The sequence below is a fragment of the Bradyrhizobium semiaridum genome (assembly GCF_020329505.1).
GTDB lineage: Bacteria > Pseudomonadota > Alphaproteobacteria > Rhizobiales > Xanthobacteraceae > Bradyrhizobium > Bradyrhizobium semiaridum.
The window spans coordinates 40,313-66,515 of the sequence record NZ_JAGKJJ010000014.1 but is presented as its reverse complement, the minus strand read 5'-3'; the positions used below and the strand labels follow the sequence as shown (position 1 = coordinate 66,515).

30 protein-coding genes are annotated in these 26,203 nt (G+C 67.4%); 14 read left to right on the top strand and 16 right to left on the bottom strand.

Features of this window, described 5'->3' with window-relative positions; all coding sequences use genetic code 11:
* Positions 1–41 precede the first annotated feature (41 nt).
* Positions 42–908 carry an SDR family oxidoreductase gene (locus tag J6500_RS17725; protein ID WP_225713975.1) on the top strand — a complete coding sequence of 289 codons (867 nt, stop codon included), beginning with the start codon at positions 42–44 and terminating at the stop codon, positions 906–908.
* Between the two features lie 157 nt (positions 909–1,065).
* Here the strand turns inward: J6500_RS17725 and J6500_RS17720 are convergent, their stop codons facing one another.
* Both J6500_RS17720 and J6500_RS17715 read right to left on the bottom strand, forming a co-directional pair.
* Entirely contained in the window at positions 1,066–1,410 is a 345-nt protein-coding gene (locus J6500_RS17720) for a Lin0512 family protein (protein WP_211985019.1), read from the bottom strand.
* Positions 1,411–1,473: 63 nt separating this feature from the next.
* Positions 1,474–2,697, bottom strand: a complete 1,224-nt coding sequence (locus tag J6500_RS17715; protein WP_225713974.1) for an MFS transporter — start codon at positions 2,695–2,697, stop codon at positions 1,474–1,476.
* 105 nt (positions 2,698–2,802) lie between these two features.
* Between J6500_RS17715 and J6500_RS17710 the strand changes: the two genes are divergently transcribed.
* Entirely contained in the window at positions 2,803–3,741 is a 939-nt protein-coding gene (locus tag J6500_RS17710; protein WP_225713973.1) for a LysR family transcriptional regulator, read from the top strand.
* Positions 3,742–3,761: 20 nt separating this feature from the next.
* Here the strand turns inward: J6500_RS17710 and J6500_RS17705 are convergent, their stop codons facing one another.
* The 4 genes from J6500_RS17705 to J6500_RS17690 all read right to left on the bottom strand — a co-directional run bounded on the left by J6500_RS17705 (position 3,762) and on the right by J6500_RS17690 (position 6,787).
* Positions 3,762–4,409 carry an O-methyltransferase gene (locus J6500_RS17705; RefSeq protein ID WP_225713972.1) on the bottom strand — a complete coding sequence of 216 codons (648 nt, stop codon included), beginning with the start codon at positions 4,407–4,409 and terminating at the stop codon, positions 3,762–3,764.
* 24 nt (positions 4,410–4,433) lie between these two features.
* A complete protein-coding gene (locus tag J6500_RS17700; protein WP_225713971.1) occupies positions 4,434–5,051 on the bottom strand; it encodes a PadR family transcriptional regulator in 618 nt (205 codons plus the stop codon).
* A 114-nt stretch (positions 5,052–5,165) separates the two neighbouring features.
* Positions 5,166–5,732, bottom strand: coding sequence for a histidine phosphatase family protein (locus J6500_RS17695; protein ID WP_225713970.1), 567 nt, complete (start codon positions 5,730–5,732; stop codon positions 5,166–5,168).
* Between the two features lie 89 nt (positions 5,733–5,821).
* Positions 5,822–6,787: a GlxA family transcriptional regulator gene (locus J6500_RS17690; RefSeq protein WP_225713969.1), complete on the bottom strand. Its 966-nt coding sequence runs from the start codon at positions 6,785–6,787 to the stop codon at positions 5,822–5,824.
* A 207-nt stretch (positions 6,788–6,994) separates the two neighbouring features.
* On the opposite strand from J6500_RS17690, the gene J6500_RS17685 reads away from it, so the two are divergent.
* Positions 6,995–7,636, top strand: a complete 642-nt coding sequence (locus J6500_RS17685; RefSeq protein WP_225713968.1) for an HD domain-containing protein — start codon at positions 6,995–6,997, stop codon at positions 7,634–7,636.
* 101 nt (positions 7,637–7,737) lie between these two features.
* On the opposite strand, the gene J6500_RS17680 is transcribed toward J6500_RS17685, so the two are convergent.
* Positions 7,738–8,196, bottom strand: a complete 459-nt coding sequence (locus tag J6500_RS17680; RefSeq protein ID WP_225713967.1) for an SRPBCC family protein — start codon at positions 8,194–8,196, stop codon at positions 7,738–7,740.
* A gap of 177 nt (positions 8,197–8,373) precedes the next feature.
* Here J6500_RS17680 and J6500_RS17675 point away from each other — a divergent pair, with 177 nt between their 5' ends.
* Complete coding sequence (locus J6500_RS17675; RefSeq protein ID WP_225713966.1) at positions 8,374–9,462, top strand: adenylate/guanylate cyclase domain-containing protein; 1,089 nt, start codon at positions 8,374–8,376, stop codon at positions 9,460–9,462.
* Between the two features lie 5 nt (positions 9,463–9,467).
* Here J6500_RS17675 and J6500_RS17670 read toward each other — a convergent pair whose 3' ends face one another.
* Positions 9,468–9,722, bottom strand: coding sequence for a hypothetical protein (locus tag J6500_RS17670; RefSeq protein ID WP_312018221.1), 255 nt, complete (start codon positions 9,720–9,722; stop codon positions 9,468–9,470).
* A 93-nt stretch (positions 9,723–9,815) separates the two neighbouring features.
* On the opposite strand from J6500_RS17670, the gene J6500_RS17665 reads away from it, so the two are divergent.
* Both J6500_RS17665 and J6500_RS17660 read left to right on the top strand, forming a co-directional pair.
* Positions 9,816–11,036 carry a winged helix-turn-helix domain-containing protein gene (locus tag J6500_RS17665; RefSeq protein ID WP_225713964.1) on the top strand — a complete coding sequence of 407 codons (1,221 nt, stop codon included), beginning with the start codon at positions 9,816–9,818 and terminating at the stop codon, positions 11,034–11,036.
* A gap of 31 nt (positions 11,037–11,067) precedes the next feature.
* Positions 11,068–11,718 (top strand): Vgb family protein, encoded by a 651-nt coding sequence (locus J6500_RS17660; protein ID WP_225713963.1) that lies wholly within the window; start codon positions 11,068–11,070, stop codon positions 11,716–11,718.
* Positions 11,719–11,761: 43 nt separating this feature from the next.
* Here the strand turns inward: J6500_RS17660 and J6500_RS17655 are convergent, their stop codons facing one another.
* Positions 11,762–12,979: an MFS transporter gene (locus J6500_RS17655; RefSeq protein ID WP_225713962.1), complete on the bottom strand. Its 1,218-nt coding sequence runs from the start codon at positions 12,977–12,979 to the stop codon at positions 11,762–11,764.
* Between the two features lie 116 nt (positions 12,980–13,095).
* Between J6500_RS17655 and J6500_RS17650 the strand changes: the two genes are divergently transcribed.
* Positions 13,096–13,668: an AAA family ATPase gene (locus J6500_RS17650; protein WP_225713961.1), complete on the top strand. Its 573-nt coding sequence runs from the start codon at positions 13,096–13,098 to the stop codon at positions 13,666–13,668.
* Between the two features lie 8 nt (positions 13,669–13,676).
* Here the strand turns inward: J6500_RS17650 and J6500_RS17645 are convergent, their stop codons facing one another.
* On the bottom strand, positions 13,677–14,228 hold the full coding sequence (locus J6500_RS17645; RefSeq protein ID WP_225713960.1) for a carboxymuconolactone decarboxylase family protein: 552 nt from the start codon (positions 14,226–14,228) through the stop codon (positions 13,677–13,679).
* A gap of 99 nt (positions 14,229–14,327) precedes the next feature.
* A complete protein-coding gene (locus J6500_RS17640; protein WP_225713959.1) occupies positions 14,328–14,807 on the bottom strand; it encodes a MarR family winged helix-turn-helix transcriptional regulator in 480 nt (159 codons plus the stop codon).
* A gap of 142 nt (positions 14,808–14,949) precedes the next feature.
* Here J6500_RS17640 and J6500_RS17635 point away from each other — a divergent pair, with 142 nt between their 5' ends.
* Both J6500_RS17635 and J6500_RS17630 read left to right on the top strand, forming a co-directional pair.
* Positions 14,950–15,351 (top strand): Ohr family peroxiredoxin, encoded by a 402-nt coding sequence (locus J6500_RS17635; protein WP_225713958.1) that lies wholly within the window; start codon positions 14,950–14,952, stop codon positions 15,349–15,351.
* A 101-nt stretch (positions 15,352–15,452) separates the two neighbouring features.
* Positions 15,453–15,872, top strand: coding sequence for a cupin domain-containing protein (locus J6500_RS17630; protein WP_225713957.1), 420 nt, complete (start codon positions 15,453–15,455; stop codon positions 15,870–15,872).
* Between the two features lie 49 nt (positions 15,873–15,921).
* Here the strand turns inward: J6500_RS17630 and J6500_RS17625 are convergent, their stop codons facing one another.
* The gene (locus tag J6500_RS17625; protein ID WP_225713956.1) at positions 15,922–17,436 is read right to left on the bottom strand and encodes an MFS transporter; all 1,515 of its coding nucleotides are present in this window, start codon (positions 17,434–17,436) and stop codon (positions 15,922–15,924) included.
* A gap of 212 nt (positions 17,437–17,648) precedes the next feature.
* On the opposite strand from J6500_RS17625, the gene J6500_RS17620 reads away from it, so the two are divergent.
* Positions 17,649–18,554: a LysR family transcriptional regulator gene (locus J6500_RS17620; protein WP_225713955.1), complete on the top strand. Its 906-nt coding sequence runs from the start codon at positions 17,649–17,651 to the stop codon at positions 18,552–18,554.
* A 17-nt stretch (positions 18,555–18,571) separates the two neighbouring features.
* On the opposite strand, the gene J6500_RS17615 is transcribed toward J6500_RS17620, so the two are convergent.
* Complete coding sequence (locus tag J6500_RS17615) at positions 18,572–19,477, bottom strand: LysR family transcriptional regulator (protein WP_225713954.1); 906 nt, start codon at positions 19,475–19,477, stop codon at positions 18,572–18,574.
* A gap of 122 nt (positions 19,478–19,599) precedes the next feature.
* On the opposite strand from J6500_RS17615, the gene J6500_RS17610 reads away from it, so the two are divergent.
* The gene (locus J6500_RS17610; RefSeq protein WP_225713953.1) at positions 19,600–21,039 is read left to right on the top strand and encodes an MFS transporter; all 1,440 of its coding nucleotides are present in this window, start codon (positions 19,600–19,602) and stop codon (positions 21,037–21,039) included.
* Between the two features lie 8 nt (positions 21,040–21,047).
* Here the strand turns inward: J6500_RS17610 and J6500_RS17605 are convergent, their stop codons facing one another.
* Both J6500_RS17605 and J6500_RS17600 read right to left on the bottom strand, forming a co-directional pair.
* Complete coding sequence (locus J6500_RS17605) at positions 21,048–22,229, bottom strand: MFS transporter (RefSeq protein WP_225713952.1); 1,182 nt, start codon at positions 22,227–22,229, stop codon at positions 21,048–21,050.
* Positions 22,223–22,780 carry a GNAT family N-acetyltransferase gene (locus J6500_RS17600; RefSeq protein WP_225713951.1) on the bottom strand — a complete coding sequence of 186 codons (558 nt, stop codon included), beginning with the start codon at positions 22,778–22,780 and terminating at the stop codon, positions 22,223–22,225. The genes J6500_RS17605 and J6500_RS17600 overlap by 7 nt, the downstream gene beginning before the upstream one ends.
* 104 nt (positions 22,781–22,884) lie before the next feature.
* Here J6500_RS17600 and J6500_RS17595 point away from each other — a divergent pair, with 104 nt between their 5' ends.
* Positions 22,885–23,775 carry a LysR family transcriptional regulator gene (locus J6500_RS17595; RefSeq protein WP_225713950.1) on the top strand — a complete coding sequence of 297 codons (891 nt, stop codon included), beginning with the start codon at positions 22,885–22,887 and terminating at the stop codon, positions 23,773–23,775.
* Positions 23,776–23,825: 50 nt separating this feature from the next.
* On the opposite strand, the gene J6500_RS17590 is transcribed toward J6500_RS17595, so the two are convergent.
* Positions 23,826–24,614, bottom strand: coding sequence for a DUF899 domain-containing protein (locus J6500_RS17590; protein WP_225713949.1), 789 nt, complete (start codon positions 24,612–24,614; stop codon positions 23,826–23,828).
* 227 nt (positions 24,615–24,841) lie between these two features.
* Here J6500_RS17590 and J6500_RS17585 point away from each other — a divergent pair, with 227 nt between their 5' ends.
* Positions 24,842–25,348 carry a MarR family winged helix-turn-helix transcriptional regulator gene (locus J6500_RS17585; protein WP_225713948.1) on the top strand — a complete coding sequence of 169 codons (507 nt, stop codon included), beginning with the start codon at positions 24,842–24,844 and terminating at the stop codon, positions 25,346–25,348.
* Entirely contained in the window at positions 25,345–26,202 is an 858-nt protein-coding gene (locus tag J6500_RS17580; protein ID WP_225713947.1) for a DMT family transporter, read from the top strand. The genes J6500_RS17585 and J6500_RS17580 overlap by 4 nt, the downstream gene beginning before the upstream one ends.
* Position 26,203: the final 1 nt, after the last annotated feature.

Here is a 26,203-nt window from a genome sequence, read left to right as displayed (position 1 = left end):
TGTACGGGGCTCAGTCAATGCCGCAAGGTCTGCAACCGGCCATGGACGATCGACAGACGAACGCCAAGCTCGGCCTTTCCGATGACGAACTTGCGACACATCCGACCGTGTTCGCGGCCGACGCGCTCGCGGATCAGGTGGTCGTGGTGTCCGGCGGCGCCGGCGGCATCGGCCGCGCCATCGCTTGGCTGTTCGCGCGGCTCGGCGCGCATGTGGTCGCGGTCGGCCGCAACGCCGACAGGCTCGATGCGCTGGTCGATCATCTCGGTCATCGTGGCCTGAAGGCATCCGCGGAGGTCGCGGACATCAGGGACGCGGACGCCGTCTCGACGCTGTTCGATACGCTGTGGGCCGCACACGGCCGCGTCGATCATCTCGTCAACAGCGCCGGCGGCCAGTTTCCGCAGGCGGCGATCGATTATTCGGTCAAAGGTTGGAACGCGGTCATCAACACCAACCTCAACGGCACCTGGTACATGATGCAGGCCGCAGCGCAGCGCTGGCGCGACCGCAAGCATCCCGGCAGCATCGTCAACATCGTGGTGGTCACGACCCACGGCCTTTACGGCATTGCGCACACCATCGCGGCGCGCTCCGGCGTGATCGGCCTGTCGCGCGCGCTCGCGGTGGAATGGGCTCCGCTGGACATCCGCATCAACTGCATCGCGCCCGGCGCGATCGAGACGGAGGGCTGGAACGTCTACAGCGAGGCGGCACGCGCCGCCTATCCACGCTCCAACCCGATGATGCGCCCGGGCTCGCCCTGGGACATCGCGGAGGCAGCCGTTTATCTCGCCGCGCCGTCCGGCAAGTTCGTCACCGGCGAGACGCTGACCGTCGACGGCGGCGGTCAGCATTGGGGCGAGACCTGGACCACCGGCAAACCGGATTATTTTCGGGACGAGTAACTTTCCCCGTCGTCCTGGCGAAAGCGAGGACCCATTACCCCAACTGCCAATTGTTTGACGCTGCCCGGGCCCGTTCCTCCTCAACAATCCGACCCTGTGGTTATGGGTTCTGGCTTTCGCCAGGACGACGTTGTGGTGATAGCTCGGCTCGCTCGCCTCACTTCCCGTCGTCGAAGCTGACGATAACGGCGGCGTTCGCGATCAGGATCGGGTCGTTGCCCTGATCGGACGGGATTTCGAGCCCGCCTGCGATCGCTTTCACCGTCTTGGTGCCGTACGGCAGTTCCTTGGCGACGGCCGCAGTATCGACCTCGTCCGGGTTCGGCACGGCGATGGTGACGTCGACGAACATGTCGTTGGCGGTCTTGCCGAGCATGCGGAAGAAGCCGAGGCTGGAATGCCGGATCGCGTCCGAGACCGCGCGCTTGGCGGCCTTGGTGGCGTCGCGGCCGTGAACGTCGACGCCCATGCCCATTTCGGTGATACAGCGCACGCGTGTCATGGAGATTTCCTGTTGTCGTTGGCGTGAGAGACCGTCACTCCTTCGGCCGGTGCGCCCGCCGCGTCAAGCCGCCTTGCGTCCCTCGCTTACGCTGTTGTGATCACTGCGCGCCAACATCCACGCGGCAAGGCCCGCGAGGACCGCCGCGGCGACGACCATGACGCCGCCGGCGCTCCAGCCCCAGGCCGAGACTACCGCGCCGACCACGATCGGTCCGGTGACCTGGCCGAAATTGCTGCCGGTCATCAAGAGGCCCATCATGACCGGCACCATCGAGGTTGAACGCGCCGCCGCGCGCGCGGTCGCCAGCAGGGTCGCCGGGATCAGGCCGCCGGTCGCGGAGAACAAAAGGCATAGCCAGAACGCACCCCATCCGCCGAGCACCGGCAGGAAGATCCCGAGTGCCGACACTCCCATGACGAAAGCGGCCAGCGCGATCAGCACAATGCGGCCGGCGCCGCGCGCCAGCAAATGACCAGCGGCGAGATTGCCGATGACGTTCGCGGCGGCCGCCGCCGCGCTCAGCGCGCCGGCGCTCTGCCCGGAGACGCCGAGCCGCTGGGTCAACAGGATCGGCAGGAAGCTGAACAGCGCGAAGAACATCAGGCTGTAGAGCGCGAACAGCATGGTGAGCAGCGCCGGCGTTCGCCGCCGCGCCAGCGCCGCGGCCTCGCGCATCAAACCGGTTCGCGCCGGGCCGCTGCGCGATGCCGCGGACGGTACGACGACGACAGCCAGAACGAACAGCACGGCGACGGCGATGGCGCTTGCCCACCAGATCGCGCGCCAGCCATCGAATAGCGGGCCCAGCAGCAGCGCCAGCGCGATGCCGAACGGCATCACGCAGCTCCACACCGCCATGGTGACGTCGCGCGCGCTGACCGCGACGATGCGGTCGAGCAAGGCGGGCGCTGCGACCATCGCCAGCAGGAAGCCGAGCCCCTCCAGCAGGCGTGATGCCAGCAGCAGCGCGAGCGACGGCGCGATCGCGCCGAGGCCGGCGCCGAGCGCGATCGCGGCAAGCCCGCACAGCAGCACGCTGCGTGCACCGATCGCGGCAATGACGACCCCGGCGGGAATACTGCCGATCAGCCCCAGCACCGCGAAGATGCCGGCGATGCCGCCGATCGCCGCGAGGTCGAGGCCGAGATTCTCCTGAAGCATCGACGCTGCAATCGGCACCTTGCCGACCTGAACGGCTGCTGCGACACCGCAGCCGATCACGACGGCCACGGTGGCCGATCGCCTGGCATCGCTCCCCTGCATCATGGCCTGTTCGATCGCCATACGTTCACCCTTGCCCCGACACCGGCCGGAGCAGCAGGAGATATCGTTTCCCGGCCATCGACAGCAGTGATATGTTTTGCATCCGATTGATCGATTTCATAGATCATGCTCGACAACCTCACGCTCGACCAGATCCGCACCTTCGTCACCATCGCCGAAGCCGGCAGCTTTCGCGCTGCCGCCGGCCGGCTGTCGCGGGTGCAGTCGGCGGTCAGCCACGCCATCGCCAATCTGGAGGCTGAGCTGGGCCTAACCCTGTTCGATCGCTCCAGCCACCGTCCGGAGCTGACGGCGGACGGCAAGGCGCTGCTGATCAACGCGCGCGATATCCTGCTCCGCGTCGATGCGATGCGGGCGCGCGCCCGCGGCCTCGGCGACGGGGTGGAACCGGAGCTCTCGCTGGTCGTCGATACGCTGTTTCCGATCGCCGCGGTCGGCGCGGCGCTAACCGAGATGCGCGCGGCTTATCCGTCGGTCGGCGTGCGGCTCGCGGTCGAGCCGATGGGCGGGCCGATCGAGGCTTTGACCGGACGGCGCAGCGCGCTCGCCGTCACCGTCGGCGAGGATTTTCGCGATCCCCGTCTCGCGCTCGATGCGATCTGCGCGGTAGAGATCGTGGCAGTTACCGCCGCAAACCATCCGCTGGCGCGCCGTGGCCGCAAGGCGGTCGCCGACCTCGCCGACCATTTGCAGATCGTGCTGTCGGACCCGACGCCGCTGTCGGAGGGCCGCAGCTTCGGCGTGCTCTCGCCGCAGATCTGCCGGGTGAGCAATCAGGACACCAAGCACGCCATGATCCTCGCCGGGCTCGGCTGGGGCCGGCTGCCGCAGTGGCAAGTCGCGCGCGACTTGAAGGAACGCCGACTGGTACGGGTCGAGACCGGCGCGCTCGGCCGCAACGCCCAGCTCGCGATGGAAGCCTATCTCGCCCACCGGCTCGACGAGCCGCTCGGCCCGGCCGCCCGCGCCTTCGCCGATGCGCTGACGCGGATCGCAGCGAGCGGCAATGCGAAGACCAGGGCGAAGGCCGCGAAGGCGCACTAAGCCTCACGGCTACCGAATGCTCACGCCACCTTCAGGCTCAGCTCGGTGCCGCCTTTGAGCGGCAGCGTGATCGACACGAAGCCGTTTTCGGGATCGCGCACGAACTCCAGGAAATCCGTCTCCGCATTGTCGTTCATGACGTAGCCGCCGACACGAAGCTGTGGGGCGACGATCTCGATCACCTGGCGCGCCAGCGAGGGCCCCGTACTACCCGGCCAGCCATCGATCAGGATGAAATCCACGGGACCGCCGAGATCGCGCAGCGTCTGCCGCGCATCGCCCTCGCGGATCTCCGCATACTCGGCCAGGCCGGCATCGGCGAGGTTGCGCCTGGCGGTTGCGACCTTGGCGGGCACGATCTCCGAGCCGATCACGGTGCCGCCGCCATTGTCGCGGATCGCCGCCGCGAAATAGAGCGTCGACATCCCGATCGAGGTGGCGAACTCCGCAACGCGCGTTGCGCGCAGGCCGCGGCACAGCAGATAGATCAGCTCGCCCTGCTCGGGATGGATCGAGAATCCCTGCTCGGCATGGTCGTGCGGATCGCGGCTGCCAGAGCCGCCGCGCGGGCCGCCGCCTGCCGGCCTGCGGCGTGCGGCCTGCAGGCGCTCGATGACGGCGGTGACGCGCGGGTCGGCGATCCCGCTGTGCGGGTGATCATTGGACATGGCTGGCTCCTGAATATTGCAGCGCTACTGCTGCAGGATCTCGGCAGCGGCGCGGTCGAGGATGTTGGCGATGCGGCGCGCCTCGGCGGCGTCGCAGCCGTGCTTGTGGCGCAGCGCGCGCTTCAACGCGTGGCGGGCGCGATGCAGCTCATCGGATGCATCGGCGTCGAGATCGCTCATGCCGGCAAACGCCTCGCGCACCTCCTCCATGCGGCGGCCGATCCGCGACAGCGCCTCGAGGATCGCATCCGAGGTGGCACGGTGCTCGGCGAGATAGGCCTTGCCCTGCTCGGTGATGCTGTAGAGTTTTCGCGACGCATCCGGTGTGACGCTGGCATGGCCGATCTCTTCCAGGAAAGTCAGCGCTGGATAGATCACGCCGGGGCTCGGGCTGTAGAAGCCGTCGGAGCGTTCCTCGATCAGCTTGATCAGCTCATAGCCATGCGCCGGCCGCTCGCCGAGCAGCGCCAGGATCACGAGTTGCAGGTCCTGCGACGACAGCCGCCGCGCGCCGGGAAAGTCACCGCCCGCGCCGCGCCCGAAAAAGCCGGGACCGCCGCGGCCGAAGCGATGCCGCCCGCCGTGCCGGCCGATGGCGAACATGCCGAACCGGAAACCATCCTCGTCCCGGTCATGAAACATCGGTCTTCTCATTGTCGCTCCTTACTGAAAATATATCTTACGATATGTTTTCAGACCGATCGGACGCAACCCACGTTTTCGTGAGGGGGCCGGAGGGCCAAATGGGCGCGTGCCTCAGCCGCCGAGCGGCTTGTCGGAATCGCCGGATAGCAGTTTCGGAAACAGTTCCTTGAAGGCGAATTTGTCATCGCCCTTGGCGCGGTCGAAGCGCAGCACGACGTCGAAGCGGCTGCCTTCCCATTTGGTCGGCGGCTTGCCCTTATTGACCGGGATCAGCGGCAGGATGTCGGAGATGATGGCCTTGTGCTCCCAGCACAGCAGCACGACGCCGCTGAGCTTCAGCAGCGCCGGCACGAGCTGCGCCTCGGAGCCTTTGCCGAAGCTTTCATTCGGCGTCAGCTTGAGGCGTGCAGCGAGCGCCGAGATCGTCTCGGCGGGACGGCTGCTCGGTGGCTGGTTGGCCTGCGTTCCCGGTGTCGCGGCATAGATCGCGTCCGGCTTGGCATAGTCGCCCCCGGTGAGATCGGTGCCGAACAGCGCCGTCCATGCGCCGGCCCGCTCCCAGCCGCGGAGCACCAGCGATTCGGTGTCGGCGACACCGTCTGCGGTAAAGCCCGGCCCGGGCCACTCCTCGCCCGGCTTCTCGGCATGACGGATGATGAAGAGCGTGAGCGCGTCCATATCGACCTCGCGGGAAACGATCTGCTGCGGGAAACGGCGGCGGCGAGCTCGATTCTATCCCGATGACGGGGGCGGCGTCATGAATGGCGTCACAGTTTCTGGAAACTCGACCGGTACTGCGCCGGCGATACCCCGAGCCGCTCGGTGAAGACGATGCGCATCCGGTCGGCCGAACCGAAGCCGCAGTCGAAGGCGACCGTCTTTAGCGGCCGGTCGCTGCCCTCGAGCAGCCGGCGCGCCGCGTCGACCCGTGCCCGCTCGACGAATTCATGCGGGGTGATGCCGGCCTCCTGCGCAAAGGCGCGGCCGAAATTGCGTACGCTCATGCCGACGGTCTTCGCCAGCGATTGCAGCGTATGGCGCTCGCCGAGATGCTGCATGACATGGGCCTGCGCCCGCGCGATCGGCGAGTCCTCGTCGACCGGCGCGGTGAGATAGGGACTGAACTGCGACTGGCCACCCTGGCGCTGCGCCACCACGACCAGCCGCTTTGCGACGGCGACCGTGACCTGCGGCCCATGGCGCTCGGCCACCAGCGCGAGGCCGAGATCGATCCCGGCGGTGACGCCGGCCGAGGTCATCAACTTGCCGTCGCGGATGTAGATGCGATCGAAGATCACCTCGGCCGCGGGAAACCGCGCCGCGAGGCGCTGCGCATTCTGCCAATGCGTCGTCACCTTGTGGCCGTCGAGCAGCCCGGCGTGACCAAGCGCAAACGCGCCGGTGCAGATCGAACCATAGAGCCCTGCCCGCGCCGGCGCGGCACGCAGCCACTGCGTCAGTTCGGGATCCGGCTCGGCCTCGGGCAGCGCCGGTCCGCCTGCGACGAGCAGGATATCGAATGTGTCCCGCGCCTCGGCAAAGCTGAGGTCGGCAGAAATCTTCATGCCATTCGAGGCGCGCAGCGGTTGGCGCGTGGCGCCGACCAGCACGGTCTCGTATCCCTCGCCGGCGCCAACAAAGCCGTTGGTCTCCGCGAACACGTCGACAGGCCCTGCGACATCGAGCGCCTGAACCCCTTCATGGATCGCGATCGCGACCTTCTGAACCGCCACTAACCTCTCCCTGCCCTGCTGGCGCGAAACGACGTGTCGTTGGCCCGGTCCGGCGGCACGCCATCATTGCGAGCACCGGCCGGAACGAGCGACAAGGACGCACCGGATCGCTACCGAGGCCATCCGAAACGATCGCAAGAACGAGCGTCGAACGCCGCGTGTTGGCACGCCACGGCCTCGTCTTGCCACATCAAGGAGCGTCTTGAAATGACCGAGATCATCGCCGGCATCCGCGTCCCCGACAGCGCCATGGCCCGAGCCGCCACCCAGCTGGTGCGCGATACCGAGGACGACCTGCTCTACAATCACAGCCGCCGCGTATTCTTCTGGGGCGCACTGACCGGCAATCGCCGCAGGCTGAACTTCGATCCCGAACTGCTGTATATCGGTGCCATGTTCCACGACATGGGCCTGACCGAACAGCATGCCAGCCCCGATTTGCGTTTCGAAGTCGACGGCGCCAATGCCGCCCGCGACTTCCTCCGGGGCTATGGCATCCCGGAGCGCGACATCGAGGACGTCTGGGCCTCGATCGCGCTGCACACCACGCCCGGCATCCCCGAGCACATGCGTCCGACCATTGCGCTGGTCACCGCCGGCGTCGAGATGGACGTGCTCGGCATCGCCTACGACGAGTTCTCGCATGAGCACCGCGACCATGTCTGTGCCCACCATCCGCGCGAGGCGAACTTCAAGGAGAACATCATCGATCACTTCGCCGCCGGCACGATCCGCAAGCCGCAGACCACGTTCGGCAATGTCAAGGCCGACGTGCTGGCGCTGAAGGACAAGAACTACACGCGCATGAACTTCTGTTCGATCATCCTTGGCTCGAAATGGCCGACATGACGCCACGCCCGGCTCAAGCCGCCTGCCCCGCTTACGATCCGGCTGGATGAGGATGCGCGGAATCTCACCCGCGCGTGATCGCCGCGCGGCGGACGCGACGCTCAGCCGTTGCCGGTAACACCGCGATCGGGACCTGGGTCCTTGCCCGCGGCCGCGAGCGACAGCCGGTTGACATAGTGTGCCCAGCCCTTGTCGTGGGCCGCGCACTGCGCGGCATTCGGCAGGCCGCTGTGGGTCATCCTCAGCAAGGTGCCGCTGTCCTTGTCGATCAGGTCGATCTCGATCAGGCTCGATCCGGGCGGCACCTCTTCGCTGTCCTCCCAGCCGAAGCTGTAGGCGAGACGATGCACCGGCACGACCTCGCGGAACGCGCCGCGCGCGGCGCGCGTCCGGTCGCTGCCGAGGCCCTTAAGGAAATAGAGCCCGCCGGGATGCGGCTCGGTCGCGGCTTCCAGTCCCATCCAGCTGATGATCTTCTGTGGATCGGTGAGGAAGGCGAACACGGTCGCCGGCGGGGCCGCGATCTGGATCTCGCGTTGAACGATGAAGGCTTCGGTCATCGAACCATTCTCCATTCGATCATCGTGCGGTTCAGTCGAACCGCATCATGATCTCATCTCCTTGTTTGAGCATGATCTTTAGGAAAACCGGCATCCACTTTTCCGGATCATGCTCTGGCGGCGGGGCAACAGGGATAGTGCGTGACAAGGCCGATGCGTCAACCCCATGATGGGGTGATGAACTTGTCCTCGACGTTGAGCTGGCTGGTCGATTCCGCCGCCGAGACCACGGGCGCCAACCACCTGCTGGCGGAACTCGGCGCGCATCTGATGGCCGATGGCCTGCCGCTGGCCGGCGGCGCCCTGACACTCGAGGTTCCGCATCCGCTGATCGCGCGGCGGACGTGGCTGTGGCGCGCCGACACGGGCGAGGTGATCGAGGCGCTCGGCTTCGCACCTGAAGTCCCGTTCGCGATGCCCGATACCGCGGGATCCCGCGATGCCGGCCGGCGCTGGCTCGGCGGCCTTGCGCCCGGTCCGGTGCACGAAGACACCATCGGCACGCGCACGGATGGTCCGATGCTCGGCTGGATCGGGATGCGGCCGTTCACGGCATACGAGTCGGACCGCCTGCGCCAGGCGGCACGCTTTGCCGCCGCGCCGATGGCGGCGCTCGCCGCACGCGCGACGATGACGGCGGCGCTCGAAGCGTATCTCGGCCGCCGCAGTGCGCAGCGCGTGTTGGCGTCGCCCCTGCGGCGCAACACCGGCGAGACCATCAAGGCGGCATTGCTGTTCGCCGACCTGCGCGGCTTCACCGCACTGTCCGAGAACCATCCGCCGGCCGAGGTGATCGCGGCACTCGACGCCTGGTTCGACCGTATAGCCGGCGCGATCCACGCCTTCGGCGGCGAGGTGCTGAAATTCATCGGTGACGGCCTGCTTGCGATCTTTCCGGTCACCACCGGTCCACGTTCCGCCTGTGAGGCGGCGCTGCGCGCGGTGGCGGCGGCGCGCGTCGGCATGACGCATCTCGATGCCGACCGGCGCAAGCAAGGCCTGCCGCCGCTGCCGTTCGGCGCGGCGCTGCATCTCGGCGAGGTGCATTGGGGCAATATCGGCGCCGCCGACCGGCTCGACTTCACCGCGATCGGCTCGGCGGTCAATCTGGTGAGCCGGCTCGAAGGGCTGTGCAAGCCGCTGGAGCGGACGGTGCTGGTCTCCGGCGCCCTCGCCGCCGAGGTCGAGACGCCGCTGGTCGCGCTCGGCCTGCACGAGCTGCGCGGCATCGTGCGGCCCTGCGCGGTCTTCACACTGCCGGAGTGAGCCGCTCATCGGACCAGCCGCAGCCAGGGGCCGAGATGGAAGGCGCTCATCAGCGCATACATCGGGACCATGCCGCTGAGCGAGAACGGCTCATGCATCCCGATGCAGAGCATGTCGGCCGGCGCCGCGGCGGCGATCGCCGCCATGGTCGCAAAACTCGGCGCCGCCGCCAGCGACAGCCAGTGCGCCGCGGCGCGGGCGGCGCCGCCGAACCGCGCCGCCAGCCCGCGCTCGCGCGTTTCGATGGTCTGAATGGTCATGATCTCGATCTCCATGGGCATGATCGTTGCCGTCATGTGCTAGGTTAGGCGCGGACCTCGGAGGGCGAGAGTGACAAGTGTGTCGGGATTCGAATGGACTCGCTGATATCGGCTGCGGCACGCGCGCTCGCGGCGGGTGATCTCCTCGGCGCACTGAAACGGGTGGCGCTGCGCGACGACGCGCCGGCGCTGGCGCTGCGCGGCATCGCGATGGCAAGACTCGGCGACTTCGCCCGCGCCAAGGATCTGTTGCGGCGCGCGCAACGTGCGTTCGGCCCGCGGGAGGCCGTCGCCCGGGCGCGCATCATCGTCGCCGAAGCCGAGATCGCACTGGTGTCACGCGACCTCTCGTTCCCCAAACGGACGCTCGCGGCGGCGCGTGCGACCCTCGCGGCGCGTGGCGACGCGCTCAATGCTGCGCATGCCGGCTATCTGGAAATCCGCCGCCTGCTGCTGATCGGACGCCTCGACGAGGCCGAGCGCATGCTCGCCGACCTCGACCCCGCGCCGTTCCCGCCGGCGCTGCGGGTCGGCCATGAGCTGGTCGTCGCCGGCATCGCGATGCGCCGGCTGCGGACCCGGCCGGCACGCGAGGCGGTCGCGCGGGCCCGCGACGCCGCAGGCCGCAGCGGCATCGCGGCGCTTGCGGCCGAGGTCGAGGCCACGGCGCAATCCCTCACCGCGCCCGCGGCACGGCTGATCGCGCGCGGCAGCGAGCGGCCGCTGCTGCTCGAGGAGGTCGAGGCGCTGATGGCGTCGAAGGCGCTGGTGGTGGATGCCTGCCGCTATGTCGTGCGCGGCTCCGGCACCACGGTTGCGCTGACGCGGCGGCCGGTGCTGTTCGCGCTGGCTCGCGCGCTCGGCGAAGCCTGGCCGAACGACGTGTCGCGCAGCGAGCTGATCGCGCGGGCGTTTCGCGGCAAGCACGCCGATGAATCGCACCGCGCGCGGCTGCGGGTCGAGATCGGCCGGCTGCGCCGTGCGCTGCGGCCGCTCGCCGAGCTCAGCGCAACGCCCGACGGCTTCGTGCTGAAGCCGCGGGGCCCGCGCGAGATCGCCGTGCTGGCACTCCCGGTCGATGAGGATCATGCCGAGGTGCTGGCCTTTCTCGCGGACGGCGAGGCGTGGTCGAGCTCGGCGCTGTCGGTTGCGCTCGGCGCCAGCCAGCGTACCGTGCAGCGCGCGCTCGATACGCTGGCCGCATCGGGCAAGGTGCAATCGGTGGGCCGCGCCCGCGCGCGGCGCTGGATGACGCCGCCGGTACCGGGATTCACGACGACGTTGTTACTCCCTGCCCCGCTGCCGAATGGGTAGCATAAAGTGCATTCAGACGATGGAGCGGAGCATGAAGACGTCGGACGCGGAGATCATCCGGGAGTACGGCCCCTTCGAGGGTGTAGAGAGCGTGGGCGGCGTCACCTTCGACGGCAAGCAGGTCTGGTTCGCCGCCGGCAACCGCATGGTCGCGTTCGATCCCGACAGCGGCAAGACCACCCGCAGCATCGACGTCGCGGCCCATGCCGGCACCGCCTTCGACGGCAAGCACCTCTATCAGATCTCCGAGGATCGCATCCTCAAGATCGATCCGCAGAGCGGCCAAGTGCTGTCGACGATCCCGGCTCCCGGCGGCGGGCGCGATTCCGGCCTCGCCTGGGCCGAAGGCGCGCTATGGGTCGGCGAATATCGCGACCGCAAGATTATCCAGATCGATCCGGAGACCGGCGCGATCCTGCGCACGATCGAGAGCAACCGCTTCGTCACCGGCGTCACCTGGGTCGATGGTGAGCTGTGGCACGGCACCTGGGAAGACGACAAGAGCGACGTGCGCCGCATCGATCCGCAGACCGGCGAAGTGCTGGAACGGCTCGACATGCCGGAAGGCGCGAACGTGTCGGGCGTCGAGTCCGACGGCGGCGACCGCTTTTTCTGCGGCAGCGGCTCGAACAGCAACAAGGTGCGCGCGATCCGCCGGCCGAGGCGAACCGAGCGCAAATGACGCGGCGAGACCGCAACCGCGGTCCCGCCATGCTCCCATCTCCCTACGCCGGCGCGGGCACGGCGGTGGGCCGCGCCGCCGGTATCGGCCGGAATGTCATCATGATCAGGAACGCGCCGATGCCGACGGCCCAAGAGCCGACATAGAGCCACGTGTAGCTGGCGAAGGCGTCGTAGATCAGGCCGCCGGCGAGCGGGCCGGTCGCCATGCCGAGGCTGCCGGCCATTGCGGTGCCGCCGATCACGGTCCCCATCATCCGCAGCGGAAAATTCTCGCGCACCAGGACGGAATACAGCGGCATCGTCCCGGCATAGATGAAGCCGAACACCGCCGCGACCGCGTAGAATGCGGCAAGTTCGCGCACGAAGACGTAGCCGAGCGCGCCGAACGCCTGCGCCAGCAGGCCGAGCACCAGCACGCGCTTGGCGCCAAAGCGGTCGCCGAGCAGGCCGAAGGCGATACGGCCGCCCATGCCGGCAAGCCCCTCGACACTGTAGATCGTCACTGCCGCGATCATCGGGATGCCGCAGGTGATGGCGTAGCTGACGGTGTGGATGATCGGGCCCGAATGCGTGGCGCAGCAGAAGAAATTGGTCGCGATCAGGATGATGAATTGCGGCGAGCGCAGCGCCTGCGCGAGCGTCATCGCCGGCTCTCCGCTTGCGGAGGCCGCGGCGGCCTGCTCGTTCGCGAGCGCGGGCGGACGGCGCACCAGGAGCGACACCGGGATCATGATCGCGGCGACGACGCCGGACACGATCAGCATCGAGGTGCGCCAGTCATGGCCGGAGATCAGCCAGGCGGCGAACGGCGACATCGTCATTGGCGCCATGCCCATGCCGGCCGACACCAGCGAGACGGCAAGACTGCGATGGGTGTCGAACCAGCCGGTGACGCAGGCCATCATCGGGGCGAAGATCGCGGCGGTGGCGGCGCCGACCAGCACGCCGAACGTGACCTGAAACGCCAGCAGCGAGGGCGCCCGACTGGCCAGCGCAAGGCTCGCCGCCAGCACCACCGATCCCGTCAGCACCACCGGCAGCGGCCCGTAGCGGTCGGACAGCGTGCCCCAGATCATGCTGGTGAAGGCCATCGCAAGGAAGCCGATCGTCATCGCGCTGGAGATGCCGGTCACCGACCAGCCGGTCTCCTTCGCCATCGGCTGCAAGAACACCGGCAGCGAAAACATGCCGCCGATCGCGACGCAGCCGAGCAGGCCGCCGGCCGCGACGATCACCCAGCGATATCTAGAATTGCCCATTCCGGAACTCCCATTCAGTTCGTTCTGGGTAGAAGACGAGCGGGACGGAGCGGAACCGACAGTGGATCTTGGTTTCCGCTCACTTTTTTGCGAGCTTCCGCACCTCGTTCACCGTCATGCAAGCCTCCACGAAAAGGATAATCCCGTTGCAAAACCGCTTCGTCCTGATCTCCGGCTGCTCCGGCGGCGGCAAGTCGACGCTGCTCGCTGAACTGCGCGCACGTGGCCATCCCGTTGCCGAAGAGCCCGGCCGGCGCATCGTCGCGGACGAGATGGCAGCCGGCGGCAGCGCCCTACCGTGGGTCGACCCGGTGGCGTTCCTGCGCCGTGCGATCGGCGTTGCGCTGGACGACATGAAATCAGCGGAAGCGCATTCCGGCTGGGTGTTCTTCGATCGCGGCCTGATCGACGCCGCTTCGGCGCTGGAGGCGCTGACAGGCGAGCCGCTCCTACATCCACTGGGCGCAGTGCACCGCTATCACCGGCGCGTGTTCATCGCGCCGCCGTGGCCGGAGATCTACGTCACCGATCCGGAGCGGCGGCATGGGTTTGAGGCGGCGACCGCTGAATATCGGCGTCTCATGGGGACGCTTCCGACCCTTGGCTACGACGTGATCTGCTTGCCGAAGACCTCGCCGCTCCAGCGTGCCGACTTCGTGCTGGCAACGCTCGACGGCGTCGCGGCCTGATCACGCCGTTACTCGGCCGCCTCGCGATGCGGGATGCCCTGCTCGACGTCGAGTTGCAGGATATCATTGAAGCGGTTGAAGGCGCCGCACAGCGCGATCCGCCAGGTCAGCTCGACGACCTGCGCTTCCGAAAAATGCTCGCGCAGGCGGGCAAAGATCTCGTCGCGGGTCTTGTTCCAGTTGCTGGTGACGGCGATCGAATACTCGACCACGAGCCTGTCGACCGCGTCGAGCTCCGGATGATCCTTGTAATCGAGCAGCCTTTCGACGCCTTCCTCGGAGACGCCCTGCACCGCGAGCTTCGGCGCGTGGTGCGCGACGCAATAGTCGCATTTGTTGAGCAGCGACACCGTCACCAGCGCCAGTTCGAGATGCCGCTTCGAAAGCATCGCCTCGTCGGCGAGATCGACCAGCAGCGACCACATGTGCTTGAAGATCGGCGGCCGCTGCGCCATCACGCCGGCCTGGTTCTCGAACGCGCCGTAGGTCGTCATCTTGTCCCACAGCGGCTGGAGCTCGGACGGCAGGTCGTTCTTGGTTTTGATGGACACGCGTGGCATGGGCCTTCCTCGGATCGGAATTGAACCGGCACAGCCTGCCTCCGTCCAGCGGCAGCGGCAAGCACCGCGCCCGATGTCCGGCGCCGCAGCCTCGTCCGATCACGCCTTGTTCGGTTCGCCCTGGGTGTTGCGCAGCAGATTGTCGCGCAGCCGGGCGACGCTCTGCTGCACGACGGGAAACTCGTCACCCAGCCCGGTGGCGTCCCTGAGGGACACCGTGATGTCCTCGTCGAGCAGACGCCGGCCCTCAGCCGTCAGGCTCACCCGCACCTGCCGCTCGTCGGCGGGATCGCGGGCGCGGCGAACATAGCCGGATAGTTCCAGCTTCTTGAGGATGGGGGTCAGCGTGTTGGATTCCAGGAACAGCCGTTCGCCGAGCGTGCTGACGGTCAGCTCGTCCGCCTCCGACAGCGCGATCAGCGCGATGTACTGGGTATAGGTCAGCCCGACCTTGTCGAGGATCGGCTTGTAGGCGCGGCCGAACGCCAGGTTGGCGGAATAGACCGCAAAGCACAGGAAATTCGAGAGTTTTCGGTCCTTGGTTTCGGCCTTGGCCTCAACCTTCGGGGAACGGGTCATGCGCGCCTCCGGAACTTGTGAAGTCGGATGAATATAAATCGTATCCGATTAAATCGGAAGTGCTTGACACCGACGGTCAGGCAATCTATTTCACCCGCATCCGATTTGATCGGATACGATTTAACTTCCAAAGGAGTTCGCCATGACCGCCACTGCAAAAGTTCTCTTCACCGGAAAGACCCACACCACCGCCGGCCGCGACGGCGCCGCGCGCTCGCGCGACGGCTTCCTCGACATCAAGCTGCCGCAGCCGCATCCGGCCGCCGAAAACCTGTTCGGCGCCGCCTGGTCGGCCTGCTACATCGGCGCGATCGGGCTCGCCGCCGCCCAGCGCGAGGTCAAGCTGCCCAGCGAGCCCGAGGTCGACGCCGAGATCAATCTCAACCAGGCCGGCGGCGCCTTCTTCCTGAGCGCGCGCCTCAACGTCCACATCCCCGGTGTCGAGCGCGCAGTGGCCCAGGAGCTGATCGAGGCCGCGCACGGCATCTGCCCCTACTCCAAGGCGGTCCACGGCAACATCGAGGTCACGACCACGCTCGTCTAAGCAGACGTGAGCATCGACATGCAAACCAGGCACCTCATCAACCAACGCGGACCGGCGGCACACCGGACCGGTCCGCGGTCGCACCACTTCAGGAGTTCGAGATGACCGGCAAGCTGATCACGACGACGCGCGTCCTCGCAAGGGCCGCCGTGCTCGCCGCAAGTTTCCTGACCATTCCCAGCGCGCAGGCGGAACAGCCCGCCGGCATCACGCGAACCGACCTGCAACGCCATGATCTCAGCGCGGGCGGACGTGAAGCCGCCCAGGTGCGGGTCGACATCGCGCCGGGCAAAGCGTTCGGCCGGCACACGCATCCGGGCGAGGAGATCATCTACGTGCTCGCCGGCACGTTCGAATACGACGTTGCGGGCAAGCCGCCGGTGACGCTGAAGGCGGGCGACGTGCTGTTCATTCCGGCCGGTACCGTGCACGCCGCGAAGAACGTCGGCGACGTCACCGCCAGCGAGCTTGCCACCTATATCGTCGAGAAGGGCAAGCCGCTGCTGACGCTGGTGAGGTGATCCCGACCTGCCCCGGCTGCCGGATCGGGCGGGCGGCATGGGATCTGTTTCACTTCGTGCACTGCACCGTTTGACGCGATGGCCGCGCGTTGAAAATGGCAAAGCTGAGTGCGGCCATGATCCACACGCCGATGCCGCCGTAAAGCATCACCCAGCCAAAGCCGCTCGCCAGCGCCTGGTGAACGACGGACCCTGTCAGCTCTGGCGCCGAGAGCGCCTCGCCTGCCGCGATCCGCTCGGCCGTCAGGCGCAGTTGCGCGCCGTCCAGTCCCGGCAGCACCGCCTTCAGATGGGCCAGCACGCCGCTGGCCAGAATAAACCCCATCAGCGCGATGTTGAGTGCCAGCGAGACCATGCGCGCGCTCATGTCGATGCCGGAGGCCATGCCGGCGCGGTCGCTGGAGACGGAGCCTGTGGTCGTGTTGGTCACCGGCGTGTTGGTGATGCCGAGGCCGATCCCGGCGATCAGGCAGCCCGGAAGCATCGTGGTCCAATCGGCAAGCGCGGCAGCGCTGCCGATCTTCATCAGGATGAATCCGGCGCCGATGGTGAACAGCCCCGCCGGAATGATCAGGCCCGGCTGATAGCGCAGCGACAGGCGTTCGGCGAACGGCGGCATCACCAGCGTCGGCAGCGTGTAGGCGAGCAGCGCAAGGCCGGCCGATACACTGTCATAGCCGAGGCCGGACTGAAACCAGATCGGCAGATAGATCATGAACGGCCAGTAGCTGAGGTTCATCGCCGACGAACCGACGATCGAGCCGGAGAAGGCCGGAATCCTGAACACCGAGAAGTCGAACATCGGGCGCCGGCTGACCTTCTCGGCAACCAGGAAAGCGACGAAGCTCGCGGCGGAGGCGCCGAGGATCGCAAGTCCCCTCACGCTGGCGAAGCCGAGATCCGGTCCCTGCGTGATGTAGAAGGCGAGGCAGAACACGGCCAGAGACATCGTGACGATGCCTGCGACGTCGAGTGAGCTCGCCTTCGGATCCCTGGATTCGTGCACGCCGCCGAGCGCAAGCACGAACGCCACGGCCGCGAACAGCACATGGACGAGGAATACCCATTCCCAACTCAGCGTCGCAACGACGGCGCCACCGATGATCGGCCCGAAGCCGAGACCGATGCCGAAGATCACGCCCCACCAGCCCCAGGCGGCGGCACGCACCTTGCCGCCCTGGAATTCATGCGACAGCACGGCAATCTGGCAGATCAGCAGCGCGCCGCCGCTCAAGCCCTGCAGAAACCGGGCAACGATCAGCATCTCGACATTGCGGGCGACGCCGCAGACCAGCGATGTGAGGCCGAACGCTGCGATCGCAACAAGGAAGACGCGCTTGCGCCCGTAGCGATCCGCCACCGCGCCGACCGCCATCAACACGGTGGTGACCGCGATCGTGTAGGCATTCATGATCCACTGCAGCTGCTTGAAATCGGCGTGCAACACACGCTCCAGCGTCGGCAGGATCGCGGGGATGCTGGAAATCTCGAGTCCGAACATCAGGCAGGCAAGACAGACGGCGGACAGTACGACGGCACCGCGACGGCTCAGTTCAGTGGACATGGTTCGGCCTTTGCTGTTGCGAGCCGACGGCATACCGCACGCTGCTGCCAAGGTGCTGGCAGCAGCGTTGGGCCGGACGACTCACGATGTATTGAGCCGCGTTGCCGGAAATCGGGTGGCCGCAGCGCTTCACGACAGAAGCTAGTCGCGGCTTGAGCATTGGTGAATTGGATGACTAGATATTTCAGAGACAACAAATCCGGATCAATGACATGACCCTCGACGTCGACGCCGTGAAAGCCTTCGTGACCATCGCCGACCTCAAGAGTTTTACGCGCGCTGCTGAAGCACTCGGCAGTACTCAGGGCGCGGTCAGCGTGAAGCTGAAGCGCCTGGAGAACCAGATCGGCCACCGGCTGCTCGAGCGAACACCGCGGCTGGTCCGCCTCTCCGCACAGGGCGCCGAGTTTCTCGCGCCCGCGCGCGAACTGCTCGCCGCGCATGACCGCGCCGTCGCAGGACTGTCGAAAGCCCGCCACCGCTTCACGCTCGGTATCGCCACCCATGTCGGCGGCGCCGAGCTTCCGACCCTGCTGGCGCGGCTGCACGCCTACGACCCATTGCTCACCATCGAGGTCCGACTGGAGGACTCCCGCGATCTGCTCCAAGCCTATGACCGCGGCGACATCGATGCCGCAATCATCCGCCGCGAGGACGACCGGCGCGACGGCGCGGTACTGGCGACCGATCACTACGGATGGTACGCCACGCCGGATTTTGCCTACCGCCCCGCTGAGCCGCTGCGGCTGGCGGCGTCCTCGCCATCCTGCGGCGTGCTCAACGTCGCCACGCGCGCGCTCGCGGCGGCGGGGATCGCCTGGACGGAAGTCTTCCTCGGCTGCGCGTCCTTTGCCGTCGCCGATGCTGTCGCCGCGGGCCTTGCGACCTCGGTATTCTCCCGCCGGCTGGTGCCTGCGGGTACCGTCGAGGTCAGCCGGCGGTTCGGCCTGCCCGCCCTTCCGCCGTCCGAGATCGTGCTGCTGTCGGCGCTGTCGGATGCAAAGTCCCGCGCGATCCTGAAAACCCTCGTCGCCGCCTTTCGCGAGCATTTCCGCCTGCCGCCGACTGCGGACAGCGCCGCGGACTCCAAGCCCGTCGCCGCGGCTCTCGGTTCCTGAGCGACGCGTCACGCCTGCTATCGTGCGGCGGCGCGCTTTCCCTCGAACAGCGCGCGCTCCGACGCCAACGCCCTGGCGAGAAAGTCGAGCGTGGCGCGGATGCGCGCGGTGCGCTTGAGATCGTCATGGGTCAACAGCCACAACGCCGATCGCGGCTCGGCCAGCGCCTTCGGCGTCAGACGGCGCAACTGGGGGACTAGGTCGCCGACATAGCAAGGCAGCAGCGCAAGTCCGAGGCCTGCGGCCGCGGCATCGCGCAGCGCGGGAAGCGCGTCGACGCGGCAGGCGATGCGCGCCGCATGCAGGTTCGCGCGCATCCAGCCGGCGATCACGGTCCCGGCCAGCGCGTCATCGAGCCCGATCCAGTCATGTGCGGTCAGCTCCTTGCGGTCGCGCCGGGCCAGATAGGAACGCGATCCATAGACCGCGTGGGCGATCTCCGCGATGCGCCGCCCGATCAGCAGTTCAGACGGCGCCGGCGTTGGACGGATGGCGATCTCCGCCTCGCGGCGGGTGAGATTCGCCATCGTGTTCGAGATCACGATCTCTGGCTGAATCTCAGGATGCGCGGCGCGCATCGCCGGCAGATGCCGCATCAGAACCACGCCGAGCGTGTCCGTCGTCGTGATCCGCACCACGCCTGACGGCCGCAAGTCCTGCCCCGACAGCTTCCGCTCCAGCGCAAGCACCTCGTCCTCGAGACGGGCCGCCGATATCGCCGCCATCTCGCCGGCCGGCGTCGGCGAATAGCCATCGCGAAAGCGCTCGAACAGGCGCGTTCCGATCGCGGCCTCGATCGCACCGAGGCGGCGGAACACCGTCGAATGCGTGACGCCCAACCGGCGCGCCGCGCCGGACAGGCTCTCCTCCCGGGCGATCGCAAGCACAAGACGAAGGTCGTTCCAGTCCAGGGCACTTTGCATTCTTGCAAACTCGATTGGCACATCTCGATAATACCTTATCACAAATGGACAGGCCAATTTCCACCCGACGATCCCGGCGACCGGCTGCGCCTCAGCGAGGCGCCAACGAGAGGATTTGGCGAGTGACCAGTGAAACTGCCGAGACGGCACACATCCACGAGGCCGGTGACGCGGCCGCCGATCCGCGCAGGTGGCTCGCCCTGCCCGTGCTGCTCACCGGCGCTTTCCTGCCGATCCTCGACTTCAACGTCGTCAACCTTGCCTTGCCGGCCATCCGTGACAATCTCGGTGCCAGCGCGAGCGAGGTGCAGTTCGTGATCTCGGCCTATGCCGCGACCTATGCCGTGTTCCTGATCACGGGCGGCCGGCTGGGCGATCTGTTCGGGCGACGGCGGATGTTTCTGACCGGCGTCGCCGGCTTCACCATTGCCTCCGTGCTGTGCGGCATCGCCTGGTCGCCCACAATGCTCGTCGCCGGACGCATCCTGCAGGGGCTCGCCGCAACCGTGATGGCGCCGCAGGTGCTGGCCTCGATCCGCGTGCTGTTTCCGGCCGCCGAACAGGGCCGCGCGCTTGGCTTCTATGGCGCGACCTTCGGCCTCGCCAACATCTGCGGCCAGGTGCTCGGCGGCGTGCTGGTCTCGGCGCATCCATTCGGATTGGCCTGGCAAGCGATCTTCCTGATCAACGTGCCGATCGGCCTCCTCGCCTTCATCGGCGGCCTCGTGTTCCTGACCGATTCCCGCGCCGTCAAAGCACAGCGGCTCGATCTCGGCGGCGTCGTCCTGCTGTCACTCACGCTCGGTCTGCTGGTCTATCCGCTGATCGAGGGCCGCGAATCCGGATGGCCCGCCTGGATCGTCGCGATGCTGCTGGCCGCGCCGCTGATGTTGTCCGCTTTCGTCCGGTTTGAAGCACGCCTGTCGGCCCGCGGCGGCGATCCGCTGGTTGCACTCGACCTGCTGCGCAACAGCGACTTCATGATCGGGCTGGTGATGGCGCTGGCCTTCTACATGCTGTCGTCGTTCTACCTGACCTTCGCGGTCTACCTGCAAAGCGGACTGCATCAGTCGCCGCTCGCCGCCGGGCTCGCCACCCTGCCCTTCGCCACCGGGTTCTTTCTCGCCTCGCTGGCGTCGTCCTACGTCATGCAGCGGCTCGGCGTCCGCGCGCTGACCTTGGGCTTTGCGTTTCAGGTGGTCGGCTTCGGGGCGGTGATGCTGGCGGTCGGCGGCGCACTGCCGCGCGGTCTCGATGCTGGCCTGCTCTGCGGCGGCATCGGGTTCGGCATCGTGATGCCGTCGGTGATCAAGGCCGTGATCGGCAACATCGATCCGCGACACGCCGGGCTCGCATCCGGGATGATGATCTCGACCTTCCAGATCGGCGCCGCACTCGGCGTCGCGATCATCGGCGGCGTCTTCTACAGCCTGCTCGGACCACGGCCTGGCGCAGACGACTATGCGCATGCCTTCACCATCGCGCTCGGCTGCAATGTGGCGCTGCTGGCGCTCGGCGGTTGGCTGTCGTTGTGGCTGCCGCGCGAACCAGCGGCAGGCTGAACGCGCAGCTATCGCGACGCCGGAAACAACAGGTACAACATCGTGGCTGCAAGCAACGTGATCGTGGCAAGGCCCGCCGACAGATACAGCGCAGCGGCATTGCCCACGCGGTCGATGACAATGGCATAGATCAGCGGCGCCGCCGCAGGCAGGATGAAGCTCGGGACGATCAGCCGGCCGGCCAGAGTGCCATAGCTGCGGTGGTCGAACAGGATTAGCGGCAACGTTCCCCGCGTGATGGTCAAAATGCCGTTGCAGGCGCCGTACAGCAGCGCGAAGGCGATCGCCATTTCCGTCGATGCGCCGCTGAACAGCCCGGCGATGAAGGAAAGCGGCATGATCAGACAGGCTGCGAGATTCAGCACGACCGGATCGAGCCGCCTGCCGAACAGGATCTCGCAGAGCCGCGCGGCGGATTGGCCGATGCCGCGCAGCGTCGCGATCCATACCGCAACCGTGACGGTGAGCCCAAGGCCGGAGAGCACCGCGATCATATGCGCGGACATGCCGGCGTTGAGGAAGTTGGCGCCCGTCATGATGACGGCATAGAGCGCTCCGGCAGCCGCGAGCTGCCGCCGCGTCACAGCGCGGGGCTGCCGCGGCGCCGGCTCGCCGCTGCTTGCGAGCCCGGCAAACCGCGTGTTCGGAATCATGAGATGAAGCGGGATCGTCAGAAGCGCGAAGCCGGCATAGGCCAGTAGCGAGATGCGCCAGCCGAGATGCTCCGACAGGATGTGACCGAGCGGCCAGAACACAGTGGCGGCCAGGCCGCCGAGCAGCGTGATCCCGGACATCGCGCGGCGCGCCTGCGGCCCGCCGATCCGCGCCAGCGCCGCGAACGCGGCATCATACAGCGTCAGCCGCATGCCGACGCCGAGCACGATCCACGCCGCGTAATACGATCCGACGTGATGCGCGATGGCGAGGCCGGCGCAGCCGGTTGCATTGACCAGCGCGCCGACCACCATGACCGCGCGGCCGCCGCGGCGATCGACCCATTTGCCGGCGAGCGGCGACGTCACGCCCATCACCAGCAGCGCAACGGCAAAACCGCCATAGACGATGTCGCGGCTCCAGCCGAGGTCCGCGCCGATCTGCTCGCCAAACCCGCCGATCAGATAGTAGGTCGCGCCCCACGAGATCAATTGTGCAAGCCCGAGGGCGGCAACGACACGATGCGCGATCACCACGATGGCGCATTCTGCGCCGGCGGCGCGGTGTCACCCGGCCCGAGCGGCCGCTGCATCAGCACGGTATCGACCCATTGCCCAAGCTTGAAGCCGACCGATTTCAGCGTCCCCGCCGGCTGAAAGCCCATGCGACGGTGCAGCGCGATCGATCCGGCGTTGCCGCTGTTGCCGATCACGGCGAGCATCTGCCGCCACGGTCCCGCTTCGACACGCGCGATCAGCGCCCCGAGCAGCGCGACGCCGATCCGCCGCCCACGCATGCTTTCCAGCACGTAGACCGAATCCTCAATGGTGTGGCGATAGGCCGGCCGCGGCCGGTACGATGTCGCGTAACAGTAGCCGCCGACCAGACCGTCGACATCGGCGACGAGATACGGCAGCCCCGCCGTCAGCACGGCGTCGCGGCGGCGGAGCATCTCGTCCACCGTCGGCGACACTTCCTCGAACGTCGCCAGCCCGTTCAGCACGTGATGCGCATAGATGCGCTGCACGTCGGCCATGTCGTGGTCTTCGGCGTCGCGGATCACGACCTTGCCGGTGGCGCCTGCCATCCTGTCTCCTTCGTCGGCATTGCCCGAGATGTTGCCGAAGGATGCCGCCGCGCAATATATAAGTGAAGCTTTGCCAGCTTATGCAGAGCATAAGAGATACTTTGATGAAGAACCTCAATCTGGGCTATCTCGAGAGCTTCCGGGCGGTGATCGCGATGGGCAGTTTCTCGGCCGCCGCCGAACGGCTGCAGCTCTCGCAGCCCGCGGTGAGCCTGCAGGTGCGGCAGCTCGAGCGCAGCCTCAATGCGACCCTGATCGAGCGGGTCGGGCGCAAGGCGCGGCCGACCGCGGCCGGCGCGGCGCTGCTCGCGCATGCCGAACAGATCGACGCGGCCGTGACATCGGCCGTCGATGCCGTCGCGCAACAGACCAGCGGAACCGGCCGGGTGCGGCTCGGCACCGGCGCGACCGCCTGCATCTTCCTGCTGCCGCCGGTGCTGAAGGCGCTGCGCACTGCGCTGCCCTCGCTCGAGATTACGGTCACGACGGGCAACACCGCCGAGATCGCCAAGGCGGTCGAGGATAACACGCTCGACATCGCTCTCGTCACGATGCCGGTGTCGGGACGAAGCTTTGAGATCACGCCGGTGCTCGATGACGAATTCGTCCTGATCGCGCCGCGCGACCTGCCGCTGCCCGCGCGGATCACACCGGCGGTGCTGGCGACCAAACCGGTGCTGCTGTTCGAGCCCGGCGGCAATACGCGCCGCACCGCGGACGAATGGCTGGCGCGCGGCGGCGTGTCGCTGAAGCCGCTGATGTCGCTCGGCAGCGTCGAAGCGATCAAGGAAATGGTGCGCGCCGGCCTCGGCTGCGCCGTGCTGCCGGGCATGGCCGTTCCGGCACAGCCGAAGCAGCGCGACCTGGTGGTCCGCTCGCTCTCGCCAAAGCTCTATCGGCGGCTCGCTGTCGTGATCCGCCGCGACAAGCGGCTCGATCGCGGGCTGCGGCAGACATTGTCGGCGCTGAAGGCACTCTCATCACAAGCACGATGAGGGAGGACGCCGCACGTCCTCCCTCACGCAGATCTCTCAGGTGATCTCTCTCACGTCGCCTTGCGCTCTTCCTCGGCGGCCTTGCGGAATGCCTTCACGCCGGCATCGGTGACCTGGTCCCATTTCGCATTCGTCGTGGCTTCGGCATCATAATTGTCGTGCCAGTTCCACCATTTGTACGGCGGCGTCTGCGGATAGCCGGCCGGCGAATCCTCCCAGACTTCCTGGCGGCCGAGCGGCGTGATGTCGAGATAGCTCCACACCGTGCCGAACGCCTCGTCGCCGCGGCTGTTGACGAAATAGGTGCGGAAGATCCGATCGCCGTCGCGGAAGAACACGTTGTGGCCGTGCCATTCGGCGACGCCGAAATCGGCGTCAAAGCTGTCCGTGATCGTGTACCAGGGCATCTCCCAGCCCATCCGTTCCTTGAGCCTGACGATGTCGGCCTGCGGCGCACGCGAGGCATAGACCAGCGTGGTGTCGCGCTGGTTGAGATGCGACAGATGGCTGACCTGGTCGGCACCGAGCGAGCAGCCGCGGCAGGCGTGGTCCGGCCAGCCGAACACGCCGGGCTCGAAGAAGGCGCGATAGACGATCAGTTGCCGGCGGCCCTCGAACAGGTCGCGCAGGCTGACCTTGCCGTTCGGTCCTTCGAACACATACGGCTTCTCGACCGCCATCCACGGCATCCGCCGCCGCTCGGCGGCGAGCGCGTCACGCGCCCGCACCTGGGCCTTCTCCTTCACCAGCATCTGCAGGCGCGCCTGCTCCCACGCCGCGGGGGACACGACGGGCGGGGTCTGCATGGCGCCCTGACTGTTTTCGGCTGATTTGTTCATGATGGTCTCCATCTTCCGAATTGAGACGAACTCCGGCACCGGAACCCAGTTCCCCTGCCGTCCGCGGTTCGTCGTTGGTCATGCGCCAACCTCGCGCAGAGTGACCGATCGGTGGGAGTGACAAGTGTGTCGGGATTTGCGCGCCATGGCCGCGCCTCGAGGTCTCACCGCGCACCATAATTGCAATATGCTTGCATATTGCAATTATCCATGCGAGCCTCGGCGCCATGAGACCGCCTGCTCCGGTCCCCGACGACGATCTGAAGCTCAGCGCCTGGCTGCCTTACCGCCTGTTCCTGGTCGCTGCGCAAATCGCGCGCCCGCTGGAAGATTTCTACGGCGAGACGTTCGGACTGAGCCAGGCGGGCTGGCGCATCCTCGCCGTCATCGCCGAGCGCAACGGCGCCAATGCCTCCGAGATCGGGCGCGCCTGCGCGCTCGATCCGTTCGCGGTGAGCCGCGGCATCGGCCAGCTCGTCGAACTCGGCTTTGCCGTGCGGCGTCCCGGCAGGATCGACCGGCGCTATGCCGCCGTGAGCATCACGCGGAGCGGCCGGGCCGCCTTCAACCGAATCGCCGCCCTCGGCCGCACGATCGAGACGCGCCTGCTCGCACGCCTCGCTGACGCCGAGCGTGCAATGCTCGACTCCGCCGTCGGCAAGCTCGAAGCGGAAAGTGCGCGCATCGGTGCCGGCGGCTGGCGTTCGCTGCTAGAGGACGACGGCTCATCATGACGGCCCTGCTGTTCGCGCTAACCGCGTTGCTCTGGGGCGGCGGCGCGCTGGCAACCGCGATGCAGGCCGGCGTCACGGCCGCACCGTGGTCGGTGGCGTTGCGCATGGCGCTCGCCGGCGTCATTCTGCTCGGCTACGGATGGCTGCGCGGCGTAGCCTTGGCAATTCCCCGCAACGACGTGCCGGCCGTCGCACTGCAGGGCGTGCTGTTCTTCGCCGTCGCCTTCATCGCCTTCTACGAAGCGACCGCACGGATGCCGAGCGGGCTAGCGGCGCTGGTGTTGTCGACGTCGGCGCTGTTCGCGGCGCTGATGGCGCGTGCCGCGCTCGGCGTCCCGATTTCGTCGGGCTTTGTCTGGGGCGCCGTCTGCGGCGTGCTGGGCCTCGCCGTGATCGTCCTGCCGCGCGTCGCGTCGCCGGGAGCCACATCCCCGGCCGGTTTCGCGTGGGCGCTGGCCGCGGCGGTCGCGACCGGCGCGGGGACCACGCTTGGCGCACGCAATCAGCGCGCCGGACTGCCTGTCGTCGCCGTGCTCGGCTGGGGCGCACTTGCGGGCGCAGCGGCGAGCGCGCTGTGGGCCGTGGCAACAGGCGTGCACTTCGCAGCCGACCTGTCTTTGGCCTACCTGCTCAGCTTCGTCTATCTCGCGGTCGCCGCGTCGTGCGTCACCTTCATGCTCTATTTCGAGCTGGTGCGCCGGCTCGGTCCCGGCCGCGCCGCCTACACGCTGGCCGTGGTGCCGCTGATCGCCCTGGTTCTGTCCGCGCTGTTCGAGCACCTCGCCCTCGGCTGGCCTGTGCTCGCCGGTGCCGCCGCGATCCTCGCCGGCAACATGCTGGTGCTGTCGCGGTAAG